This window comes from Streptomyces sp. NPDC059850 (genome assembly GCF_042731515.1).
Lineage (GTDB): Bacteria > Actinomycetota > Actinomycetes > Streptomycetales > Streptomycetaceae > Streptomyces.
This window is the reverse complement of sequence record NZ_JBHWJI010000098.1, coordinates 1-20775: the sequence shown is the minus strand read 5'-3', so window position 1 is coordinate 20775 and position 20775 is coordinate 1. Positions and strand designations below refer to the sequence as shown.

Below are 20775 nucleotides of genomic sequence, written 5' to 3'. Positions count from 1 at the left end.
ATTTGTGGCGCCTACTCCCGGCCCACCCCACGTTCTTCGGCGGTGGCGCCAAAAATATACGCGTCCAGGCCCCTGCCCCGGAGGCCCCGCCCCCGCACCCCGCAAACACACCCGCACAACCCCCGACCCGGCGCGCACACCCGCCCCGCGCGCCCTGGCGCTCGCAACCCGCAGTGCTAGCGGACCGCTACAAAGCCGTCCACGCCCCGCTCCGGACGCGCCGCGGGCGCGGCCGCCGCGTGGCCCACCGCCACCGCGCCCATCGGGTCCCAGTCCTCCGGCAGGTCCAGCACCTCCCGCACCACCGGTCGGCAGAACATCGTCGACGACACCCACGCCGACCCCAGCCGCTCGCCCGCCAGGGCGACCAGCAGGTTCTGCACCCCGGCTCCGGCCGCGACCACGAACATCTCCCGCTCCGCCGCGTTCCGCCGCGCGTCCGGGTACGTATGGGCGCCGTCCGCGACCAGGCAGGGGACCACCAGATACGGCGCCTTCCGCAGTACGTCACCCCGCCGCACCCGCTTGGCGACGGACTCCTCCGAGAAGCCGTCACCCCGCAGGTCCGCGATCCACGCGTCCCGCATCGCGTCGAGCAGCCGCACCCGCGACTCCTCCGACTCCAGCAGCACGAACCGCCACGGCGTCGTGTGGTGCGGCGCGGGCGCGGTGACGGCGGCGGCCACGGCGCGCCGCACCGCCGCGCCGTCCACCGGCTCGTCGGTGAACTCGCGGACCGTGCGGCGCAGGGTCACCGCTTCCCGCACGGCCTCCGAGGTGCCCAGCCGGAACATGTCGTCGGCGGCGCCGCGCACCAAGGGCCGCGCCCCCGCGTCGGGCGAACCAGAATCCAGCGGCACCACATGCGGCAGCCCCCGCAGCACCGCCACCGGCAGCCCGTCCGCCTTGCCCTTGACCAGCTCCCCGGCGGCGGCCAGCTCATCGGCGGTGGCGACGACGGTGACGCTCAGCGCGTTGCCGTGCGCGTCGGTGCCGCCCCGCAGGTCGTCCAGGACGCGCACCCCGGCCGCGCCGATGGCCACGTCGGTGACCCCGGTGCGCCAGGGCCGCCCGAAGGTGTCGGTGACGATGACGCCCACGTCCACACCGAGCGCGTCCCGCAGCCCGGCGCGGATGGCGCGGGCGGACGCGTCGGGATCCTCGGGGAGCAACAGGATGGTCCCGGCAGGGGTGTTGGAGGCGTCGACTCCGGCCGCGGCCATGACCAGGCCCTGCCGGGTTTCGACGATCCGGGTGCGCCCGCGCCGGGCGACGACCCGCACGGTCTCGGCGTCTATGGCGGCCTCGCGGTCGTCGCCCGCGACGACGCGCCCCTCCGCCTTGCTGACGATCTTCGAGGTGACGAGCAGGACGTCACCGTGTTCGAGGCCCGGCAGGGAGCCCGCGGTCGCGGCGTCGGCGATGAGCTTGGCGAGGTCGTCGCCGGGCTGCACCTCGGGCAGCCCGGGGAGGGCCCAGACCTGATACGAGGGGGCCTGGTACGAGGGGGCGCCCCGCACGGGCGACGGGCTCATGCCCGGACCTCCTCGGCCAGCGCCAGCGCCTCCGTGGCCATGCGCGCGGTCGCCTCGGTGTCGGTCATCATGAGCGGGAGGGCCCGGCAGCGGATCCCGGCGGCCTCGACCTCGTCGACCGCCCCGGCGTCCACGGTGTCCACGAGCCAGCCGTCCAGCAGCCCGGAGCCGTAGTGCTTGGCGACGGCCGCGGCGGTGGACTCGACGCCGACGGCGGCGAGCACCTTGTCGGCCATGCCGCGCACCGGCGCGTCGCCGACGATGGGGGAGAGGCCGACGACCGGCACCCCGGCCTCGGCGATGGCCTCGCGCACTCCGGGGACGGCCAGGATGGTGCCGACGCTGACGACGGGGTTGGACGGCGGGAAGATGACGACGTCGGAGTCGGCGATGGCCTCCAGCACGCCGGGCGCGGGCTTGGCCTGGTCGGCGCCGACGGGGACCACGGCGTGGGCGGGCACGGAGGCGCGCATCCGGACCCAGTACTCCTGGAAGTGGACGGCCTTGCGGCCCTCACCCTCAGGGGCATCGATGAGGACGTGCGTCTCGACGCGGTCGTCCGTCATCGGCAGCAGCCGCACCCCCGGCTGCCACCGCGCGCACAGCGCCTCGGTGACGGCGCTGAGCGGGTAACCGGCGCCCATCATCTGCGTACGGACGATGTGCGTGGCGAAGTCCCGGTCGCCGAGGCCGAACCACTCGGGCCCCACGCCGTACGCCGCCAGCTCCTCCTTGACGGCGAAGGTCTCCTCCGCCCGGCCCCAGCCCTGCTCCTCGTGGATGCCACCGCCGAGGGTGTACATCACGGTGTCGAGGTCGGGGCAGACCTTGAGGCCGAAGAGATGGATGTCATCGCCGGTGTTGCCGATGACGGTGATGTCGGCGTCGGGAACCGCCGACATCAGACCACGGAGGAAACGGGCGCCGCCGATGCCGCCTGCCAGAACCACAATGCGCATGGGGGACAGTGTTGCAGTCGGCTACGACATCGGAACCGTGCGGGGCGTGCTCAGCGCAGGACGTCGAGGGGACCGGGGGCTGCCGCACCGGCGGCCGGGGCGGGGTGCGGCGGCATCTCGGTGAGGCCGGGGAAGTAGATGTGCAGGCTGACGGCGGGTTCGAGCGCGTCGTTGACGACGTCGTGCACGTATCCGGGTGCGAAGACACGCTGCGCGCCCGCGCGCAGCGTATGCCGTGCGCCGCCGTCCGCGCCCACGCGCTCCGTCAACTCTCCCTGGAGCACGGTGAGTACGCCGGACGAGCGCCCGTGGTCATGGGCTCCGCTGCCCTGGCCGGGCACCCAGCTGAGGAGCCAGACCTCATAGCCGGGGCCGGTGCGCACCCGGTGGTACCAGCGGGTGGTGGCGTCGTACCGGACGAGGGGCGCCCAGCTGTCGCGGTCGGCGGCGATGTCGCGGGCCAGCCCGGCGAAGCCGGAGACGGTGGTGGGGTGCGCGGGTACGGGCGGCAGCAGATGCGGGATGGCGAGCGGGTCACCGGCGATCTGGACGTCGCTGTTCATGTGGGGGGTTCCTCGACGGGAGCCGCGGCGGGGCGCGAAGCGGAGCTGTGCGGGGTGACGCAGGGAGACAGACGCGGAAGAGACGCGAGGCGAGAAAGCTGGAGCTCAGAAGGGCATCAACAGCTGGAACAGCGACAGCGAGCCTGCACAGCGCAGCGGAACCCGTGGGTACGGGTCGACTGGGGCGCGTGGGTCACTGACATGGGGACTAGAACAGCGGGTCCTCGCCCTCCTGTCAACTTGATCTCCGCTCCGGGAGTAATCGTTCACCTCATCCGGTTGATGTGGAGGCAGAAAGGTTTGTCCCCGCGTTAGCCGGAGAGGTGGCGCAGCATCCGCCCCCGTGTGCAACGGGAACGGCGTTCACGGCGTCCTCCATCGTGAGGCGAGAGGAGGCGCCGGGGACATGCACGGGAAACGTGTCGCGTTTAGGCCGATTTGAACACTTTCCGCGCAGCCTTGGTTCCGCAGAGTGAATAAGAGGCCCAATAGCAGATCTCGGCTTGACTGGCCCGGATCGGCGCACTTGTAATTTCACACGTGTCGTTCTGCCGGTTTGACCCACGGCACCAGGGCACGGGGACGGCACCGGGGACGCAAAAACAGACGAGGGGCGCACATGACCGAGTTGTTCCAGCAACTGCTGGTCGAAGAGGCGGACGAGGAGCTCGGTTGGCAGGAGCGCGCACTGTGCGCCCAGACCGATCCCGAATCGTTCTTCCCGGAAAAGGGCGGATCCACGCGCGAGGCGAAGAAGGTCTGCCTGGCCTGCGAGGTCCGTTCCGAATGCCTCGAGTACGCACTCGCCAACGACGAACGCTTCGGCATCTGGGGCGGCCTCTCCGAGCGGGAGCGCCGCAGGCTCAAGAAGGCAGCGGTCTGACCACATCCGCACAGCTCACGGCGGAGTAGACAGCGGCGTACACGGTCCGCCCCCGGTTTCCAGCAGACGGGAGGCGGACCGCCTGTCGTAGGCAGCCGTTAGTGTGGGGGCCCGTCCGAGGCGCGCCAATGTCCCCCTGGGGCGGGCTCGTCCACCGCAGTCCAGCGAACCGGGGCCCGTACCTCGATGTCCGTGCACAGCCACTCGGCGGCCCCTCACCCGGCCGCCTCCGCCGGATTTGCCGCCGCGCAACCGGCACCTGAGTTCCCGCGCCATGTCGTCACCGCCGTGCTCGTCTCCCACGACGGTGCCCGCTGGCTGCCCGACGCGCTGTCCGGTCTGCTCGGTCAGGAGCGTCCCGTGCAGAGCGTCGTCGCCGCCGACACCGGCAGCGCCGACGAATCCGCCCGGCTGCTGACCGAAGCCCTCGGCGAGGACCGGGTCCTGCACCTGGCGCGCCGCAGCGGCTTCGGCACGGCCGTCGCCGAGGCCGTTCGCGGCGCCCCGGTACTGAGCCCCGAGGAGCTGCCGTACCTCAAGCGCCCCAGCGGCTGGGACCCCGTCAACCGCACCTGGCGCGACGACGCGTACGACATGCCGGAGCTGCCGCACGGCGAGCCCATCCAGTGGCTGTGGCTGCTGCACGACGACTGCGCGCCCGCGCCGGACGCGCTCCACGAGCTGCTGCGGGTCGCCGACGGCGAGCTGCTGGCCAACCGCGAGGCCGCCATCATCGGCCCCAAGCTGCGCGGCTGGTACGACCGCAAGCAGCTGCTCGAAGTGGGCGTCAGCATCGCCCGCAGCGGCCGCCGCTGGACCGGTCTGGAGCGGCGCGAGCAGGACCAGGGCCAGCACGACCAGGTGCGGCCGGTGCTGTCGGTCTCCAGCGCGGGCATGCTGGTGCGGCGCGACGTATGGGAGCAGCTGGGCGGCTTCGACCCCCGGCTGCCGCTGATGCGGGACGACGTCGATCTGTGCTGGCGCGCCCACGCCGCCGGGCACAGTGTGCTGATCGCGCCGGACGCCTCCCTGCGGCACGCCGAGGCGTCCGCGCGGGAGCGGCGCCCCATCGACTGCGTCGGCCGGTCCGTGGCCAGCCCGCACCGTGTCGACAAGGCCGGTGCCGTCTACACCCTGCTGGTCAACACGAAGGGCGCGCTGCTGCCCTATGTGATGCTGCGGGTCGTCCTCGGCACCCTGCTGCGCACCCTCGCCTATTTGGTGGGCAAAGTGCCCGGGCAGGCGCTGGACGAGGTCACGGGCCTGTCCGGCATCCTGCTGCGGCCCGGCCGGATCAGCGCCGCGCGCAAGCGGCGTGGCCGCCCGGCGACCGAGCCGAGCGAGCTGCGGCCGCTGTTCCCGCCGTCCGGTGCGACCGTGCGGGCGACGGCCGAGCAGATCGCCAGCAACATCGGCGGGCGGTCGGAGCCCGAGCTGTCCTCGGGCGGCCGTCACGGAGCCGTCGAGTCCGGCCCTTCCGACGACGACGCCGACTTCCTCCAGGTCGAGCAGTTCGCGCGGGTCAAGCGGATCGCCCGCAAACCCGGCCCGATGCTGTTCGCCGTGCTGCTGCTGGTCTCGCTGGTCGCCTGCCGTGAGCTGCTGGGCACCGGCGCGCTCGCGGGCGGCGACCTGCTGCCCGCCCCCGGCCATGTCTCCGACCTGTGGGCGAGCTACATCGACGGCTGGCATCCGGTCGGCACCGGCGGCACCCAGAGCGCGCCGCCGTATCTCGCCGCGCTCGCGGCGCTCGCCACGGTCTTCCTGGGCAGCACCGGATTCACCCTGACCCTGCTGCTGGTCTGCTCGGTGCCGCTGGCCGGGTTCATCGCGTACTTCGCCTCCCGGCCGCTCGTCGAGTCCCGGCTGCTGCGCGCGTGGGGGAGCGTCGCGTACGCCTTCCTCCCGGCCGCGACCGGCGCCCTCGCGGGCGGGCGGCTCGGCACCGCCGTGCTGGCCGTCCTGCTGCCGCTGATGGCGCGGGCGGCGGCCGCCGCGGGCGGCTTCCGGGCGGGCGGCGCGAAGGGCAGGCTGCCGAGCTGGCGCGCGGCGTGGGCGTACGCCCTGCTGCTGACGTTCACCATGGCCTTCACGCCGGTCGTCTGGCCGATCGCGCTGCTGCTGTCCGCCGGTGTGCTGATCCTGCGGCAGCGGCAGGGCGAGCCGCTGGTGGCGTACGGGCTGCGGTTCCTGGCCGTCGTCCTCACCCCGCTGCTGGTGCTCGCCCCCTGGTCGGTCGATCTGCTCACCGACCCGGTCCGCTTCCTGAAGGAGGCCGGGCTCGACAGCGGCAGCGGCTCCGCGTCCGCGCTGGACCTGCTCGCGCTCAGCCCCGGCGGCCCCAAGGGCGGCGGCACGCTGCTGCTGATCGGCTTCGTGCTGGCCGCGCTGGCCGCCCTGATGCGCGGCGAACGGCAGTTGACGGTCCGTACGGCGTGGGCCGTGGCCCTCACCGGATTCCTCTTCGCGGCGCTCAGCAACGGCTCCGCCTGGGCCGGGCCCGCGACCCTGGTCTACGGGCTGGCGCTGCTGACCGCCGCCGTGGTCGGCGCCGAGGGCGCGCGGGAGCGCGTGGCGGCGCAGAGCTTCGGCTGGCGCCAGCCGGTCGCGCTGATCATCGCCGTCGCCTCGGCGGCCGCCCCGCTGTACGCGGCGGTCGTCTGGATGGTGGGCGGCGCGGACGGCCCGGTGTCGCGGCGTGAGCCCTCCCAGGTTCCGGCGTTCGTGGCGGCCGAGAGCGCCGACGCCGACCAGTCGCGCACCCTGGTGCTCACCGGCGGCGACGCCCGCACCGACTACGCCCTGGTGCGCGGCTCCGGCGCCCGGCTCGGCGATGGTGAACTCGCCGCGGCGGGCGGCGCCGACACCCGCCTCGACGACGTCGTGGCCCATCTGGTCGCGGGCTCCGGCGCCGACCAGACGACCCGGCTGGGCGCCTACGCGGTGCGCTATGTGTACGCACAGCAGGGCGCCTCGCGCGACATGACGCGCGTGCTCAACGCGACGCCCGGCCTCACCCAGCTCAGCAGGGACGACGCGGGCACCCTGTGGCGGCTCGACCAGCGGGCCTCGCGGGTCTCCATCGTCCCGCCCGGTTCCCAGGGGAGCGGCGCGGCGGGTTCGTCGGCCGCGCCGGTGCCGGTGGCGTCCGGTCCCGTCGAGGCGCACACCACCATCCCGGACGGCGCGGACGGGCGCGTGCTGCGGCTCGCCGACCGGGCCACCCCCGACTGGACGGCCACGCTCGACGGCAAGCCGCTGACGGCGAAGACGATCGACGGCTGGGCGCAGGGCTTCGAACTCCCGGCGGGCGGCGGTCGGCTCGACCTCACCTACGACACCCCCATCACCCACACCGCGTGGATCTGGGCGCAGGGGCTGCTCGCGGTCGTCCTGCTGGTGCTCGCGCTGCCGGGCCGCCGCCGTGACGTGGACGACGACCTGCCGGAGGCGGAGGCCGCGGCGGCCGCCACCGCCATCACCGCCGAGGACCTGGCGGGCGACGGGCGCCGGGCGCGGCGGCTGCGCGCCGCGGCGGAGGCCGCACAGGCGCAGACCGGGGACGCGCCGCAGGACGCTCCTGCAGATGGTGGCGCGACGGCGGATGTGCCGCCGCCCCCGCCGCCCGCACCGCCCGCCGAGCCGCCGGTGTTCGTACCGGAGCCGTTCGTACCGCCACAGCCGGACCAGCAGCCGGACCAGCAGCCGCAGCAGCCGCAGCAGCAGCCGTACGGGGGCCAGTGGGACGCGCGGCAGCCGTACGCCGACGCCGCGTACGGGCAGCAGCAGTACCCGGCCGACCAGTACCCCGGCGGCTATCCGTACCCGCAGGGCCAGTACCCGCAGGGCCAGTACCAGGACGCCCCGTACCCGGCGGACCCGTACCCGGCGGACCCGTACGCGGGCGGCCCGTACCCCGACGCGTACGCCGCCGACCCGTACGCCGCCGGTCAGTACGCCGATCCGTACGGCTACGACCAGCAGCAGCCCTACCCCGACGGCACGTACCCCGCCCAGGGCGACACGACGTACGGCGGCGCCGACCCCGAGGGCCGCCGCGACGGGAGCGATCAGCAGCGATGAACCGCACCACCCTGTCCCTGATCGGCGCGGCCACGGCGCTGGCCGCCGTCACCGGCCTGGCGTCCCTCACCGGCGGCCCGTCGGACGACGCGGGCACGGCGGCCAAGGCCGCCAGCAGGCTGCCCGTCCAGCGCTCCACGCTGCTGTGCCCGGAGCCCAGCTCCTCCGACGTCAGCAGTACGACGTACACCGCGTTCACCCCCAAGCGCAGCGGCGGCGGCGCGGACGGCGGCAGCGGCAAGGCCGGACTGCTGCCCGCGACAAGCAGCCCTGACGACGTGTCCGAGGAGAACGACCCCCAGGGCGGCAAGGGCGACAACGACCCCGTCCTGCCGCTCAAGCGCCCCGGCGCGCCGGTCACCACCGACACCGACAGCTCGGGCGCCCCGGCGCTCATCGGCACCGCCGACGGCCCCCTCGCGCCCGGCTGGACCGTCCAGCAGACCACGTCGATCGACGCGGGCAGCGGGCGCGGCCTCATGGGCACCGCGTGCACCGCCCCGGACACCGACTTCTGGTTCCAGGGCGCGTCCACCGCCAAGGACCGGCAGGACTTCGTCCACCTGACCAACCCGGACGACCGGGCGGCCGAGGTGGACCTGACGATGTACGGCTCGAACGGCAAGCTCAAGCCCACGAGCGACGAGTCGATCACGGTCCCGGGCCGGTCCACCATGCCGGTGCTGCTCTCCACCCTCACCGATCAGCGGGCCGCCGATGTCTCCCTCCATGTGACGGCCCGCAGCGGACGGATCGGCGCCGCCGTCCAGGCCGCCGACGAGAAGCGCGGCGGCGACTGGATCCCGGCCTCCGCCGTGCCCGCCACGAGCGTCGCGCTCCCCGGCATACCGGCCGACGCCACCTCGGCGCGCCTGGTGGTCTTCGCGCCCGGCGCCAACGACGCGGACCTCAAGGTGCGGCTCGCCGGGCCCACCAGCTCGATCACCCCAGCCGGGCATGAGTCCCTGCACGTCAAGAGCGGGATGACGTCGGCGGTCGACCTCGGCGACGTCACCAAGGGCGAACCGGGCTCGCTCCTGCTCACCCCCGAGGGCGGCGAGGGCCCGGCCACCCCGGTGGTCGCCGGGCTTCAGGTGACGCGCGGCAAGGGGAGCGACCAGGAGACGGCGTTCATCCCCGCCACCAGCGCCATCGAGCGCTCCGCCACCGCCGCCGACAACCGCGTCAAGGGCTCCATCCTGTCCCTGGTCGCCCCGGGCTCCAGCGCGAAGGTCCGCGTCACCGCCTCGGCGGGCACCGGGGGCGGCACCTCGGCCAGCCAGACGTACGAGATCAAGGGCGGTACGACGAAGACGGTCGCCCCGCCGAAGCCGTCCGGTGCCAAGGGCCAGTACGCGGTGACCGTGGAACGGCTCTCGGGCGGCCCGGTGCACGCCTCGCGCATGCTGTCGCTGCCGCAGGGCGACGTACCGGCCTTCACGATCCAGTCCCTCCCGGACGACCGGGGGACGGTGGAGGTCCCGCAGGCGACGCAGGACCTGTCCGTACTGAACCGCTAGGGATCCCGGCGGGGGCCGGGGTGAGCAGGCGAGCGCCCCCGGCTCCCTAGTCCTGCCCGTAGCGCGGGTCCACCGACTCCGGCTCGAGGCCCAGCAGCTCCGCCACCTGCTCGACCACGACCTCGTGGACCAGCAGGGCGCGCTCATCGCGGTTCTTCGTACGGATCTCCACCGGGCGCCGGTAGATCACGATCCGGTCCGGAGCGTCGCCGCGCGCCGCGATGAAGCGCCCGAGCGGTACGGACTCGCCGTCCCACCCGTCGGTGAAGCCGGGGCCGTGCGCCGGATGTCCGTCGAAGCCGTGCCCGGACGGTCCGTCGGACCCCCCGGCCCCGGTGACCGGCACCTCCAGCACCGTGAAGTCGACTCCCGACAGCTGGGGCCACCGTCTCTCCAGCCGCTCCGCCGAGTCCTGCACAAGATCGACGAAGGACTCCGCGCGGCTGACCGACAGCGGTACCTGGGGCGGCGCGATCGGACCGCGCATACCCCGGCCGTGCCGGTCGCGGCGCCGGGGACGCGGCTCGGGCTGGTCGGAGGGTACGGGCCTGGTCATCACTCACGAGGGTAGCCGCCGCCCCGCCTCCGGCACGCGCTTACTGGACAGCCATGTCCAATGTCACTTAATGAACATTCCGGCCATGCTTGCGTCCATAAACGGACGTCTCTTGACTTGCTTCCGTACCTCAGGATGACCCCTCTCGGTTCGACTGGTGACCGGAATCGTCCTCGGCGACTCTCGGTCGTCCCGATGTCCGCGCTGGTCAACAGGGAAGTGCACGTATCGGGTGCACGGGGCGAACCGGGACGACACGGCGGAGTGAGCTGGTGGAGAGTCGTCGCGGCCCGCTCAAGAGTGCGGTACCGTCCAACGTCGTGAGCCCTGTACGTCGCTGTTCGCGCACCGCCTGCGGCCGCCCCGCCGTCGCGACGCTGACGTACGTCTACGCGGACTCGACCGCGGTTCTCGGACCGCTGGCCACCTATGCCGAGCCCCACTGCTATGACCTGTGCTCGGAGCATTCGGAGCGGCTGACCGCCCCGCGCGGCTGGGAGGTCGTCCGGCTGGCCGTCGACACCGGTCCGCCCCGGCCGAGCAGTGATGACCTCGAAGCCCTCGCCAACGCCGTGCGCGAGGCGGCCCGCCCGCAGGAGCGCGCGGCCGGAGCGTCCGGTTCCGGAGCCGGGGGCGGACAGAGCGGCCGCGAGGCCGATCCCCGGGAAGTCGCCCGGCGCGGGCATCTGCGCGTCCTGCGCTCGCCGGAGTCCTGACCCGTACAACTTCCGGCACCAGCCGATCACTTCACTCCAGAGCATTGACGTCTAGGACATTGACGTCCAGGGCATTGACGCGAACTCGTCGCGGACACGACCATTCCTGAACCCCGAGTCCTCCATTTCCGCATCACGGATGTGGACTTCCAGGATCCCCAGGAGGCCCGTGTGTTCGTGCAGCAGCTGGAGCCCGTCGCCGATTCGCTGTCCCTCTCCGCCCTTGTCGCCACCCTCCCCCTCCTCACCGTCCTCGTCCTGCTCGGCGGCGTGCGGATGCGCGCCCACTACGCGGGGCCCATCGGCCTCGCCGTCGCCGTCCTCGTCGCCTGGCTCCCGTACGGGATGCCGCTCGGCCAGACCCTCTCCAGCGGCGCGCAGGGCGTGCTCTTCGGTCTCTTCCCCATCCTGTGGATCGTCGTCAACGCCCTGTGGGTGTACCGGATGACGGTCCGTACGAACCATTTCGACGTCCTGCGCCGCTCCTTCGGGCGGCTCTCCGACGATCCGCGTGTCCAGGCCCTCGTTATCGCCTTCTGCTTCGGCGCGTTGCTGGAGGCGCTCGCCGGATTCGGCGCCCCGGTGGCCATTTGCGCGGTCATGCTGGTGGCCCTCGGCTTCGAACCGGTGCGCGCCGCCGTCGTCGCGCTCGTCGCCAACACCGCGCCCGTCGCGTTCGGTGCCATGGCCACCCCGGTGGTGACGCTCGCTCAGGTCACCGGGCTGCCGCTGGACTCCGTCGCCTCCGTCGTCGGACGGCAGACCCCGCTGCTCGCGCTCGTCGTCCCGCTGCTGCTGGTCACGCTGGTCGACGGGCGGCGCGGGCTGCGCGAGACCTGGGCCCCGGCGCTCGCCTGTGGAACCGCCTTCGCCGTCGCCCAGTTCGCCGTCTCCAACTACCTCTCCGTCCAGCTCGCCGACATCGCCGCCGCGCTCGTCGGCGCCGCCGCGCTCGTCGCCGTACCGTCCGCGCGGCGGCCCGCCGAGGAGCCGGTGCGCGCCGCCGTCCTCACCGGCGTACGCAGCGACGACCTGGACCACGAGGACCCGCGCCCCGAGGTGCTGCGCGCCTACGCCCCGTACGCGCTCATCGTCGCGATCTTCTCCATCGCCCAGATCGGCCCGGTCAAGGACCTGTTGGCCAAGGCGACCCGCACCATCGACTGGCCGTTCCTGGACGTCGCCGCGCCCGACGGCAAGCCGGTCGGCGGCAATCTCTTCGCGCTGCCCCTGGCAGCGACCGGCGGCACCCTCGTCCTGCTCGCGGGCATCGCCACCGCGGCCGTCCTGGGGGTCGCCGTGCGCGAGGCCCTGGGGGAGTGGGCGGCCACCGTGCGGGAGCTGCGGCACGCGATCCTGACGGTCACCTCGGTGCTCGCCCTCGCGTACGTCATGAACCTCTCCGGACAGGCCGCCACCATCGGCCACTTCGTCGCCGCCGCCGGGGCCGGACTCGCCTTCCTCTCCCCGGTGCTCGGCTGGTTCGGCGTCGCCGTCTCCGGCTCGGACACCTCGGCCAACGCCCTCTTCGGCGCCCTCCAGGTCACCGCCGCCCGCGAGTCCGGGCTCTCCCCGGACCTGCTCGCCGCCGCCAACAGCTCGGGCGGCGTCCTCGGCAAGATGATCTCCCCGCAGAACCTCACCATCGCGTGCGCCGCGGTGGGCCTCCAGGGGCGTGAGGGGGACCTGTTGCGGAAGGTGCTGCCGTGGAGTCTGGGGCTGCTGCTGTTGATGTGCCTGATCGTCGTCGCGCAGTCGTCGTTCCTCCTCGGCTGGATGCTGCCGTAGGCCGGTAGGTGAGCCTCACAGTTGCCGCCCAGGTCCGAGGGCTTGGGAGCTGCTGATCATTGAAAGTACTTGGGAGCAACGAGCCTCGAAGGGCGGAAAGGAACAGGGGTTCTCGCGTCGTAAGCGTGACCTCTTCGAGGTGGTGCTCGTTGGGTGCGGTGACGGGAAATTTTCGAGCCGCCGAGGGGGCGGATGTGGGCAGGGTGCGCGAGGTGGCGGTTCCGTTCATGGCGCCCGGCCCGGCCGGAGTGGCCATCCGCGCTGGCCTCAAGGGCCTGACCGATCAGGACGGGCAAGTCCTGCGCGTGGTCGGTGACCTGTTGGGCTCCCTGGCCTCCCGGGGCTTGAAGGCCCGCTGTGCGGCCGGGCTGGATCACGACAGTGACCGGTGGGCGTGGCGCAAGCGGGCTTTGACCGGGGAGTGTTCGTCGCGGTGGGCGGGCAGTATCACCAAGGCCACGCATGATCAGTGGGCGCTGGCCCGGAGTGGTCAGCTCGCGTACGTCCAGTCCCTTGAAGCCGGACGGGTGCGGGTGGTGCGGGGCGGCAGGAGGCTGCTGCGTAACCGGCACAACTTGCAAGCCGCCCGGCTGACTGAGTCGGAGTGGCGGGTGCGGTGGGAGGCTGAGCGCTGGTTCCTCCAGGCCGATGGCGAGTCGGGGAAGCGGTACGGGAACGAGACGATCCGGGTCATCTCGGACGGTGAGGTGAGTATCAAGCTTCCGGCACGGCTGGCCGGGCTGGCGAACGCGTCCCACGGCCGGTATGCGCTGGCGTGCCGAGTCGGCTTCCGGCACCGGGGCGGGCAGTGGGCGGACCGTATCGCTGCCGACCGCGCCGTGGCCTACCGCATCCACTACGACGTGGCGCGTGGCCGCTGGTACTTGACGGCCTCCTGGCAGATCCCGCCGGTCAGGACGATGCCTCTGGAAGCGGTCCGGTCCGGAGGGCTGATCGGTGTGGACACCAACGCCGATCACCTGGCGGCGTGGCGTCTGGATGCCCATGGAAACCCGGTCGGTGAACCGCGCAGGTTCGACTACGACCTGTCCGGCAGCGCGCCGCACCGGGACGCGCAGGTGCGGCACGCCTTCATCCGTCTCCTGCGCTGGGCCGAACGCCACGGGGTGGCCATCGCGATCGAGGACCTGGATTTCCAGGCGGAGAAGACCCGGGAGAGGTACGGACGGCGGAAGCGGTTCCGCCAGCTGATCTCCGGCATGCCCACCGCCAACCCCTGGGGCACCCGATCCGGCGACGGACGGCACCGCCCCCGCATCACCAATGGGGTCTCCCCTGCTCGAGCGAAGCCGAGAGCTTGGGGAAGATGGTGCGGGGTATCGGACCGTCCAGGCCGCATCGGATGTCCGGTGTGTGAGGAAACCCGCCCCCGCGTTCCCGGACCACGGGCACGATCCGTCGGCGCCGGATGCGGAGCGAACGCGGGCGACCAGAGGGGGCACCTCCCAGCGGTAGCTGGGGGAGCCCACAACCGTTCGGGGCACCCGGCTGAGCACGAGTTCTGGCACTAGGACTCGCTCCCCGCTCAGTATCTAGGAACGGTAGGTTTTGAGATCCGTGGACGCCGTCCGTGGAAACCTCCAAGGACCTTGAGAAGGGGTTGGCTGTGCCCGACTTGTCACAGATCGTGAAGGCGTACGACGTCCGCGGTGTGGTCCCGGACCAGTGGGACGAACCGCTCGCCGAGCTGTTCGGCGCCGCCTTCGCGCGGGTGACCGACGCGGGCGCCATCGTCGTCGGCCATGACATGCGCCCCTCCTCGCCGGGTCTCTCGCGCGCCTTCGCCCGCGGGGCCGCCTCCCTCGGGGTGGACGTGACCGAGATCGGCCTCTGCTCGACCGACCAGCTCTACTTCGCCAGCGGCCATCTCGACCTGCCCGGCGCGATGTTCACGGCCAGCCACAACCCCGCCCAGTACAACGGCATCAAGATGTGCCGGGCCGGTGCCGCGCCCGTCGGCCAGGACACCGGCCTCGCTGACATCCGCGCCCTGGTGGAGGGCTGGGCCGAGACCGGCGCCCCGGAGCCCGCCGCTGACCCAGGCACCCTCACCCAGCAGGACGTCCTCGCGGACTACGCCGCCCACCTGCGCTCCCTCGTGGACCTCACCGCCATCCGGCCGCTGAAGGTCGTCGTGGACGCGGGCAACGGCATGGGCGGCCACACCGTCCCCACCGTGTTCGAGGGCCTCCCCCTGGAGCTGGACGCCCTCTTCTTCGAGCTGGACGGCACCTTCCCGAACCACGAGGCCAACCCGCTCGACCCTAAGAACATCGTCGACCTCCAGGCCCGCGTCCGCGAGACCGGCGCCGACCTCGGCATCGCCTTCGACGGTGACGCCGACCGCTGCTTCGTCGTCGACGAGCGCGGCGAACCGGTGGCCCCCTCCGCGATCACCGCCCTGGTCGCCGCCCGCGAACTGGCCAAGCACCCGGGCGGGACGGTCATCCACAACTGCATCACCTCCTGGTCCGTCCCCGAGGTCGTCAAGGAGAACGGCGGCACCCCCATCCGCACCCGCGTCGGCCACTCCTTCATCAAGGCCGAGATGGCCCGCACCGGCGCCATCTTCGGCGGCGAGCACTCCGCGCACTACTACTTCCGCGACTTCTGGAACGCCGACACCGGCATGCTCGCCGCCCTCCACGTCCTGGCCGCCCTCGGCGGCGGACAGGAGCCCCTGTCGCAGCTCGTCGAGCAGTACGACCGCTACGCCGCCTCCGGCGAGATCAACAGCACGGTCGCCGACCAGACCGGCCGCATGGAGGCCGTCAAGGCCGCCTACGAGGGCCGCAAGGACGAGGGCATCGAACTGGACGAGCTGGACGGCCTGACGGTCACCAGCGCCGACTGGTGGTTCAACCTCCGCCCCTCCAACACCGAACCCCTCCTCCGCCTGAACGTAGAAGCCCGCACCCGCGAAACGGCGGACCACATCCGAGACGAGGTCCTGACCCAGGTCCGCGCCTAGCCCCCACCCCACGCGGCCCCGGCCCACCAATCCCCGGGGACCGCGACGCCCCTGCCCCGCTCCCCGCCTTCCCGGCGCTTGCGGTGCGGGGTGCGGGGGCGGAGTTGTCCCCCCCCATCCCGTCCAGCCCCCCACCGCCCGGCCGCAACCGCCCCACCCTCTCCGACCCTCGCGGTGCGGATCCCCAGACGGCGACACCCCGCCCCGGCCCCGCTCGGCACATCAGCCCTTCCGGCGTGTGTGGTGCGGGTTCCGGGGCGGCGACACCCCGCCCCGGCCCCGGTCGGCACATCCCAGCCCCTCCGGCGTTTGAGGAGCGGGTCCGGGGCGGTGATGCCCCACCCTCAGCCCCTCCGGCGTTTGAGGAGCGGGGTGCAGGGGCGGAGCCCCGCAGCGGGGGTCCGGGGGCGCAGCCCCCAGCGGGGCCCGGGGCGGAGCCCGCCACGCGGCGGAGCCGCACATCGGTACTGCGGGAAGGGGCGGGGTGGGGAAACGAGGCCTGCGGCCGGGCCCAGGCCCGGGCCACCGGCCGCGCCGCCCCCACCCCCGGCGGTACCCTGACCACGCCGGACCCCCGTCCGACTGGACCACATCCGAAGGGACACCCCATGCCGCTCGAAGCCGGTCTTCTGGAGATCCTCGCCTGCCCGGCGTGCCACGCCCCGCTCCGCGAGGAAGAGGCCGAGGAGACCCCCGAGCTGGTGTGCACGGACGCCAAGGGCTGCGGCCTCGCGTACCCCGTCCGCGACGGCATCCCGGTCCTGCTCGTAGACGAGGCGCGCCGCCCAGCCTGACGGCGCAGGACGCCCGGCGCCCGGCGCACGGCGCAACGCCGCACCACGGAACGCCGTACGACGGAACGCCGCACCCCGCCCCACCCGCCCACGGCGATCGGAGGCCGTAGCTCCATGCTCGACGAATCCCTCCTCGACGCCCCAGAGGCCCTGGCCCGGGCCGACACCCGCGGACTGCTGCGCGCGGCCGCCGAATCCGGCGCCAGAGTCCGTACGGCAGCCCGGCACGCCGCCGAGGCGGGCGTAGCGGACCTCAAGCCGGACGGCCGCCCCCGCGCGGTCCTGGTCGCGGGCCCGGGGGCGGCCGGAAGCTGCACCGCCGACCTCCTCGGCGCGCTCAGCGGCGGCAACATCCCGGTCAGCCTGATCGCCCCCACCGGCGTAGCCCCCGCCCCCGGCGCCCTGCGCTGGGCGCTCCCCGGCTGGGTGGGCCCGGCCGACCTGCTGGTCATCGCGACACCGGACGGTACGGAGCCGGGGCTGCCGCGCCTCGTGGAGCAGGCGTACCGCCGGGGCTGCGCGCTCGTCGCGGTGGCGCCGGGACACGCGCCGCTGGCGGGCGCGGTGGCGCAGGCACGCGGCCTCATCGTGCCGCTGGCCACGTCCGCGTACGACCCGTACGCGCCCGCCGAGGCCGCCCACCCCCAAGACCGCCCCGAAGCCCCCCAACACCACCCCGAAACCCAGCCCGAAGCGGCAGCCCCCCAATCCCCACCCCCCGAAGGCGCCCTGGGCGGACCAGCCCCCTTCAGCGCGCACCCGCACCACACCACCCCGCCCCACATAGAGCCCCCCGGCACCGCCCCGGACGAGGTCACCGGCCCCGCCCTGCCCGGCACGCTGTGGGCGCTGCTCACGCCGCTGCTCATGCTCGTCGACCGGATCGGCCTGATCACCGCGCCGCCCGCCGCGCTGCAGCAGGTGGCGGACCGGCTGGACCGGGTCGCCGAGCGCTGCGGACCGGCCATCGCCACGTACACCAACCCCGCGAAGACGCTCGCGGCCGAGCTGGCCGGGTCGCTGCCGCTGCTGTGGACCGAGGGCCCGGTGGCCGCCGCGGCCGGACGGCGCTTCGCGGGCCTGCTCGCGACGCTCGCCGGGCGCCCCGCGCTCGCCGCCGAACTTCCCGGCGCGCTGGCCGCGCACGGCACGCTGCTGTCGGGGGCCTTCGCGGGCGGCGCCGACCCCGACGACTTCTTCCGCGACCGGGTGGACGAACCGGAAGCGCTGCGGGCCCGGATCGTGCTGCTGCACGACGAGCCGGTGGGCCCCGTCTCGGCCGTGCCGTCCGCCCGCGAACTCGCGCTGGCGCACGAAACGGCCTTCAGCGAGCTGGAACCGGACGAAGGAAGTCCGCTGGAGCGCGCGGCCGAGCTTCTCGCCATCACGGATTTCGCCGCCGTTTACCTCGCGCTTGCTTCGGCGGATAGAACTTGAGGCCGTACGCAAGGCCATGAACGCCCACGGCCCTCCGCCCGCCCGGACAGTCAGGAACCGCACCGCATGGACCGCCTCGACAACACCGTGCGCCCCTACGCCTGGGGCTCCCTCACCGCCATCCCCGACCTGCTGGGCGTCGAGCCGACGGGCGAGCCGCAGGCCGAGATGTGGATGGGCGCGCACCCCGGGGCGCCGTCCCGCCTCGACCGGCGCGCGGGCTCCACCGAGGGCCCCGCCGAGGGCTCCACCGAGGGCTCCGTCGCCCTCTCCGACGTCATCGCGGCCGATCCGGAGCGCGAGCTGGGCGCCGACGCCGTACGGACCTTCGGGCCCCGGCTGCCGTTCCTCCTCAAGGTGCTCGCCGCCGCCTCGCCGCTCTCCCTCCAGGTCCATCCGGACCTCGCACAGGCGAAGGAGGGCTTCGCGGACGAGGAGGCCCGGGGCGTCCCGGTGGACGCCCCGCACCGCAACTACAAGGACGCCAACCACAAGCCCGAGCTGATCTGCGCCCTCACGCCGTTCAACGGGCTGTGCGGCTTCCGCGCCCCCGACGAGGCCGCCGCGCTGCTGGCCGCACTTGAGGTCGACTCGCTCAAGCCGTACGTCGACATCCTGCACGCCCACCCCGAGTCGCACGCCCTGCGCGAGGTGCTGACGGCGGTGCTGACCGCTGACCGCGAGGCGATCGCCGAGACCGTGCACCAGGCCGCGGCCGCCGCCGAACGCCTGGGCGCGCTCGACGGCCCGCACGCCCCGGCGTACGCGGCGTACGCCACCATCGCCCGGCACTACCCGGGCGACCCCGGCGTGATCGCCGCGATGCTGCTCAACTTCGTGACGCTGCAGCCCGGTGAGGCGCTGTACCTGGGCGCGGGCGTCCCGCACGCCTACCTCGACGGACTCGGCGTCGAGATCATGGCCAACTCCGACAACGTGCTGCGCTGCGGTCTGACCCCCAAGCACGTCGACGTCCCCGAACTCCTCCGCATCGTCCGCTTCGAGAGCGACGCCCCGGCCGTCCTGCGCCCCGAGGAGGACCCCTCCGGCGAGGAGCTGTACGCCACCCCCATCGACGAGTTCCGGCTCTCCCGGTACGTCCTGGCGGAAGGCGCCGCCCCGCGCACCCTCCCCTCCTCCGGCCCGCAGATCCTGCTGTGCGTCGCGGGCGTGGTTTCGCTGCGCGGTGACGATGAACTCCATCTCTCCCGGGGCGAATCGGCCTTCGTCAGGGCGGGCGAAACGGTCACCGCGACCGGCGACGGCACTGTGTTCAGGGCCACACTGACCGCCTGACGTCAGGCTCCTGCGGAGGGCTGGAACAATGGCCCGCCGTAGCGGCAGTAAAGCTCAAGCAAAACTGCCATGAGCAGGAAGGGACATTCAGCACATATGAGTGCATCCGGCGGAACCAAGGCGATTGTTGCCGCACTGGGCGCCAACCTGGCCATCGCCGCAGCCAAGTTCGTGGCGTTCGCCTTCAGCGGCTCGTCGTCGATGCTCGCCGAAGGCGTGCACTCGCTGGCCGACTCGGGCAACCAGGGACTACTGCTCCTCGGCGGCAAACAGGCCAAGCGCGCGGCGACCCCCGAGCACCCCTTCGGCTACGGCCGCGAGCGGTACATCTACGGTTTCCTCGTCTCCATCGTGCTGTTCACCATCGGCGGCATCTTCGCGCTGTACGAGGGCTACGAGAAGATCAAGCACCCGCATGAGCTGGACCACTGGTACTGGCCGGTCGGCGTGCTCGTCTTCGCGATCATCGCGGAGAGCTTCTCGTTCCGTACGGCCATCAAGGAGTCCAACGAGGTCCGCGGCAAGCTGTCCTGGACCCAGTTCATCCGCCGCGCCAAGGCCCCCGAACTGCCCGTCGTCCTCCTGGAGGACCTCGGCGCCCTGGTCGGCCTCGTCCTCGCCCTCGGCGGCGTCGGCCTCGCCATCCTGACCGGCGACGGCATCTGGGACGGCATCGGCACCATGTGCATCGGCGCCCTGCTGGTCCTGATCGCCCTGGTCCTCGCGGCCGAGACGAAGTCCCTCCTGCTGGGCGAGGCGGCCGACGTCGACCAGGTCGCCAAGATCCGCGAAGCGGTCGTCGACGGCCAGACCGTCACCGGCCTGATCCACATGCGCACCCTCCACCTGGGCCCCGAGGAACTCCTGGTGGCCGCCAAGATCGCGGTCCAGCACGACGACAGCGCGGCCGACGTGGCCCGCGCGATCGACGAAGCGGAAGCCCGAATCCGCGAGGCGGTCCCGATCGCCCGAGCGATCTACCTGGAACCAGACATCCTCCGAACCCCCACCCCCTAACCCCCGATCGCCCCGGCCCCCGGCCGGGGCGATCGCACTTCCACCCGCCGCCACCGGGCACGGGCGAGCAGCGCCCCCCTGCGCCGCCGGGTGGGGCCCTGGGCGTAGCCCCCCCGGCCGGGCAGGTGGCGAGGAAGAGCGCCGCGCCGAACCCCTGCTGCCCCGCCCCTGCACAGCGCCCCAGGACCAGGGGCGCGGGGACGCAACCCCGCACAGGCCCGAGAGCGAGCCTCACGATGGCCCCAGCGACGCAGCCCAGTCGGGGCACCGCGCGACGCCCAGGGACGGGGTCCAGAAGCGCAGCGTGGTGTGGGGGACCCGGCCGCGTCGAATCGGCCCTGGGACGTTGCGCCAACCCTGGCGGTGCGATGCGAGGCCCGGGGCCGGGGCCCAGAAACGCAGCTGCTCGGTGTGAGGAGCCCCGCTGCACGGCGCCCGCCCCACCGCTCGGAGCCAGGGGCGCATCCGCGCCGAGGCTGCACGGCGCCCGCCCCACCGCTCGGAGCCAGGGGCGCATCCGCGCCGAGGCTGCGCGGCTCCCTGGGGCCGGGGTTCAGAAGCGGCAGCTTGGTGCCGGGAGCCTCACTGCACCGAGACGGGGCCCGGGATGCGGCGCCACCGCCCGGGGTCCAGGGG

Annotated in this window: 15 protein-coding genes; 11 read left to right on the top strand and 4 right to left on the bottom strand. The window is 73.2% G+C overall.

Features of this window, described 5'->3' with window-relative positions; translation table 11 throughout:
- Positions 1–176: 176 nt before the first annotated feature.
- From ACFV9T_RS41080 to ACFV9T_RS41070, 3 genes are read right to left on the bottom strand one after another with little or no spacing between them, the layout of a single operon-like run.
- The gene (locus tag ACFV9T_RS41080) at positions 177–1535 is read right to left on the bottom strand and encodes a coenzyme F420-0:L-glutamate ligase (RefSeq protein ID WP_385448581.1); all 1359 of its coding nucleotides are present in this window, start codon (positions 1533–1535) and stop codon (positions 177–179) included.
- A complete protein-coding gene (gene cofD, locus ACFV9T_RS41075) occupies positions 1532–2494 on the bottom strand; it encodes a 2-phospho-L-lactate transferase (RefSeq protein WP_385448578.1) in 963 nt (320 codons plus the stop codon). Before cofD ends, ACFV9T_RS41080 begins: the two co-directional genes overlap by 4 nt.
- Positions 2495–2544: 50 nt before the next feature.
- Complete coding sequence (locus ACFV9T_RS41070; protein ID WP_385448575.1) at positions 2545–3057, bottom strand: cysteine dioxygenase; 513 nt, start codon at positions 3055–3057, stop codon at positions 2545–2547.
- Positions 3058–3676: 619 nt separating this feature from the next.
- Between ACFV9T_RS41070 and ACFV9T_RS41065 the strand changes: the two genes are divergently transcribed.
- The 3 genes from ACFV9T_RS41065 (at position 3677) to ACFV9T_RS41055 (ending at position 9543) form a co-directional block, all read left to right on the top strand.
- Entirely contained in the window at positions 3677–3940 is a 264-nt protein-coding gene (locus ACFV9T_RS41065; RefSeq protein WP_004952403.1) for a WhiB family transcriptional regulator, read from the top strand.
- Between the two features lie 186 nt (positions 3941–4126).
- Positions 4127–8023 (top strand): glycosyltransferase, encoded by a 3897-nt coding sequence (locus ACFV9T_RS41060; RefSeq protein ID WP_385448572.1) that lies wholly within the window; start codon positions 4127–4129, stop codon positions 8021–8023.
- Positions 8020–9543: a DUF5719 family protein gene (locus ACFV9T_RS41055; RefSeq protein WP_385448569.1), complete on the top strand. Its 1524-nt coding sequence runs from the start codon at positions 8020–8022 to the stop codon at positions 9541–9543. Before ACFV9T_RS41060 ends, ACFV9T_RS41055 begins: the two co-directional genes overlap by 4 nt.
- Positions 9544–9589: 46 nt before the next feature.
- On the opposite strand, the gene ACFV9T_RS41050 is transcribed toward ACFV9T_RS41055, so the two are convergent.
- Entirely contained in the window at positions 9590–10030 is a 441-nt protein-coding gene (locus tag ACFV9T_RS41050; RefSeq protein WP_385448584.1) for a metallopeptidase family protein, read from the bottom strand.
- Between the two features lie 341 nt (positions 10031–10371).
- Here ACFV9T_RS41050 and ACFV9T_RS41045 point away from each other — a divergent pair, with 341 nt between their 5' ends.
- The 8 genes from ACFV9T_RS41045 (at position 10372) to ACFV9T_RS41010 (ending at position 20139) form a co-directional block, all read left to right on the top strand.
- A complete protein-coding gene (locus ACFV9T_RS41045; RefSeq protein WP_385448566.1) occupies positions 10372–10815 on the top strand; it encodes a DUF3499 domain-containing protein in 444 nt (147 codons plus the stop codon).
- Positions 10816–10986: 171 nt separating this feature from the next.
- Positions 10987–12603: an L-lactate permease gene (locus tag ACFV9T_RS41040; protein WP_385448563.1), complete on the top strand. Its 1617-nt coding sequence runs from the start codon at positions 10987–10989 to the stop codon at positions 12601–12603.
- Between the two features lie 212 nt (positions 12604–12815).
- Positions 12816–14135, top strand: coding sequence for an IS200/IS605 family accessory protein TnpB-related protein (locus tag ACFV9T_RS41035; protein WP_385448560.1), 1320 nt, complete (start codon positions 12816–12818; stop codon positions 14133–14135).
- Between the two features lie 95 nt (positions 14136–14230).
- Complete coding sequence (locus ACFV9T_RS41030; RefSeq protein ID WP_385448557.1) at positions 14231–15595, top strand: phosphomannomutase/phosphoglucomutase; 1365 nt, start codon at positions 14231–14233, stop codon at positions 15593–15595.
- A gap of 608 nt (positions 15596–16203) precedes the next feature.
- On the top strand, positions 16204–16389 hold the full coding sequence (locus ACFV9T_RS41025) for a Trm112 family protein (RefSeq protein WP_385448554.1): 186 nt from the start codon (positions 16204–16206) through the stop codon (positions 16387–16389).
- Positions 16390–16503: 114 nt separating this feature from the next.
- Positions 16504–17826: an SIS domain-containing protein gene (locus ACFV9T_RS41020; protein WP_385448551.1), complete on the top strand. Its 1323-nt coding sequence runs from the start codon at positions 16504–16506 to the stop codon at positions 17824–17826.
- Positions 17827–17892: 66 nt separating this feature from the next.
- Positions 17893–19122, top strand: a complete 1230-nt coding sequence (gene manA / locus ACFV9T_RS41015) for a mannose-6-phosphate isomerase, class I (RefSeq protein WP_385448548.1) — start codon at positions 17893–17895, stop codon at positions 19120–19122.
- Positions 19123–19218: 96 nt separating this feature from the next.
- The gene (locus tag ACFV9T_RS41010) at positions 19219–20139 is read left to right on the top strand and encodes a cation diffusion facilitator family transporter (protein WP_385448545.1); all 921 of its coding nucleotides are present in this window, start codon (positions 19219–19221) and stop codon (positions 20137–20139) included.
- Positions 20140–20775 lie beyond the last annotated feature (636 nt).

What these genes read in the sequence shown, in the direction of transcription:
- ACFV9T_RS41080 (WP_385448581.1), bottom strand. Translation starts at nt 1,535, where the DNA reads ATGAGCCCGTCGCCCGTGCGGGGCGCCCCCTCGTACCAGGCCCCCTCG.
- cofD (WP_385448578.1), bottom strand. Translation starts at nt 2,494, where the DNA reads ATGCGCATTGTGGTTCTGGCAGGCGGCATCGGCGGCGCCCGTTTCCTC.
- ACFV9T_RS41070 (WP_385448575.1), bottom strand. Translation starts at nt 3,057, where the DNA reads ATGAACAGCGACGTCCAGATCGCCGGTGACCCGCTCGCCATCCCGCAT.
- ACFV9T_RS41065 (WP_004952403.1), top strand. Translation starts at nt 3,677, where the DNA reads ATGACCGAGTTGTTCCAGCAACTGCTGGTCGAAGAGGCGGACGAGGAG.
- ACFV9T_RS41060 (WP_385448572.1), top strand. Translation starts at nt 4,127, where the DNA reads ATGTCCGTGCACAGCCACTCGGCGGCCCCTCACCCGGCCGCCTCCGCC.
- ACFV9T_RS41055 (WP_385448569.1), top strand. Translation starts at nt 8,020, where the DNA reads ATGAACCGCACCACCCTGTCCCTGATCGGCGCGGCCACGGCGCTGGCC.
- ACFV9T_RS41050 (WP_385448584.1), bottom strand. Translation starts at nt 10,030, where the DNA reads ATGCGCGGTCCGATCGCGCCGCCCCAGGTACCGCTGTCGGTCAGCCGC.
- ACFV9T_RS41025 (WP_385448554.1), top strand. Translation starts at nt 16,204, where the DNA reads ATGCCGCTCGAAGCCGGTCTTCTGGAGATCCTCGCCTGCCCGGCGTGC.
- ACFV9T_RS41020 (WP_385448551.1), top strand. Translation starts at nt 16,504, where the DNA reads ATGCTCGACGAATCCCTCCTCGACGCCCCAGAGGCCCTGGCCCGGGCC.
- manA (WP_385448548.1), top strand. Translation starts at nt 17,893, where the DNA reads ATGGACCGCCTCGACAACACCGTGCGCCCCTACGCCTGGGGCTCCCTC.
- ACFV9T_RS41010 (WP_385448545.1), top strand. Translation starts at nt 19,219, where the DNA reads ATGAGTGCATCCGGCGGAACCAAGGCGATTGTTGCCGCACTGGGCGCC.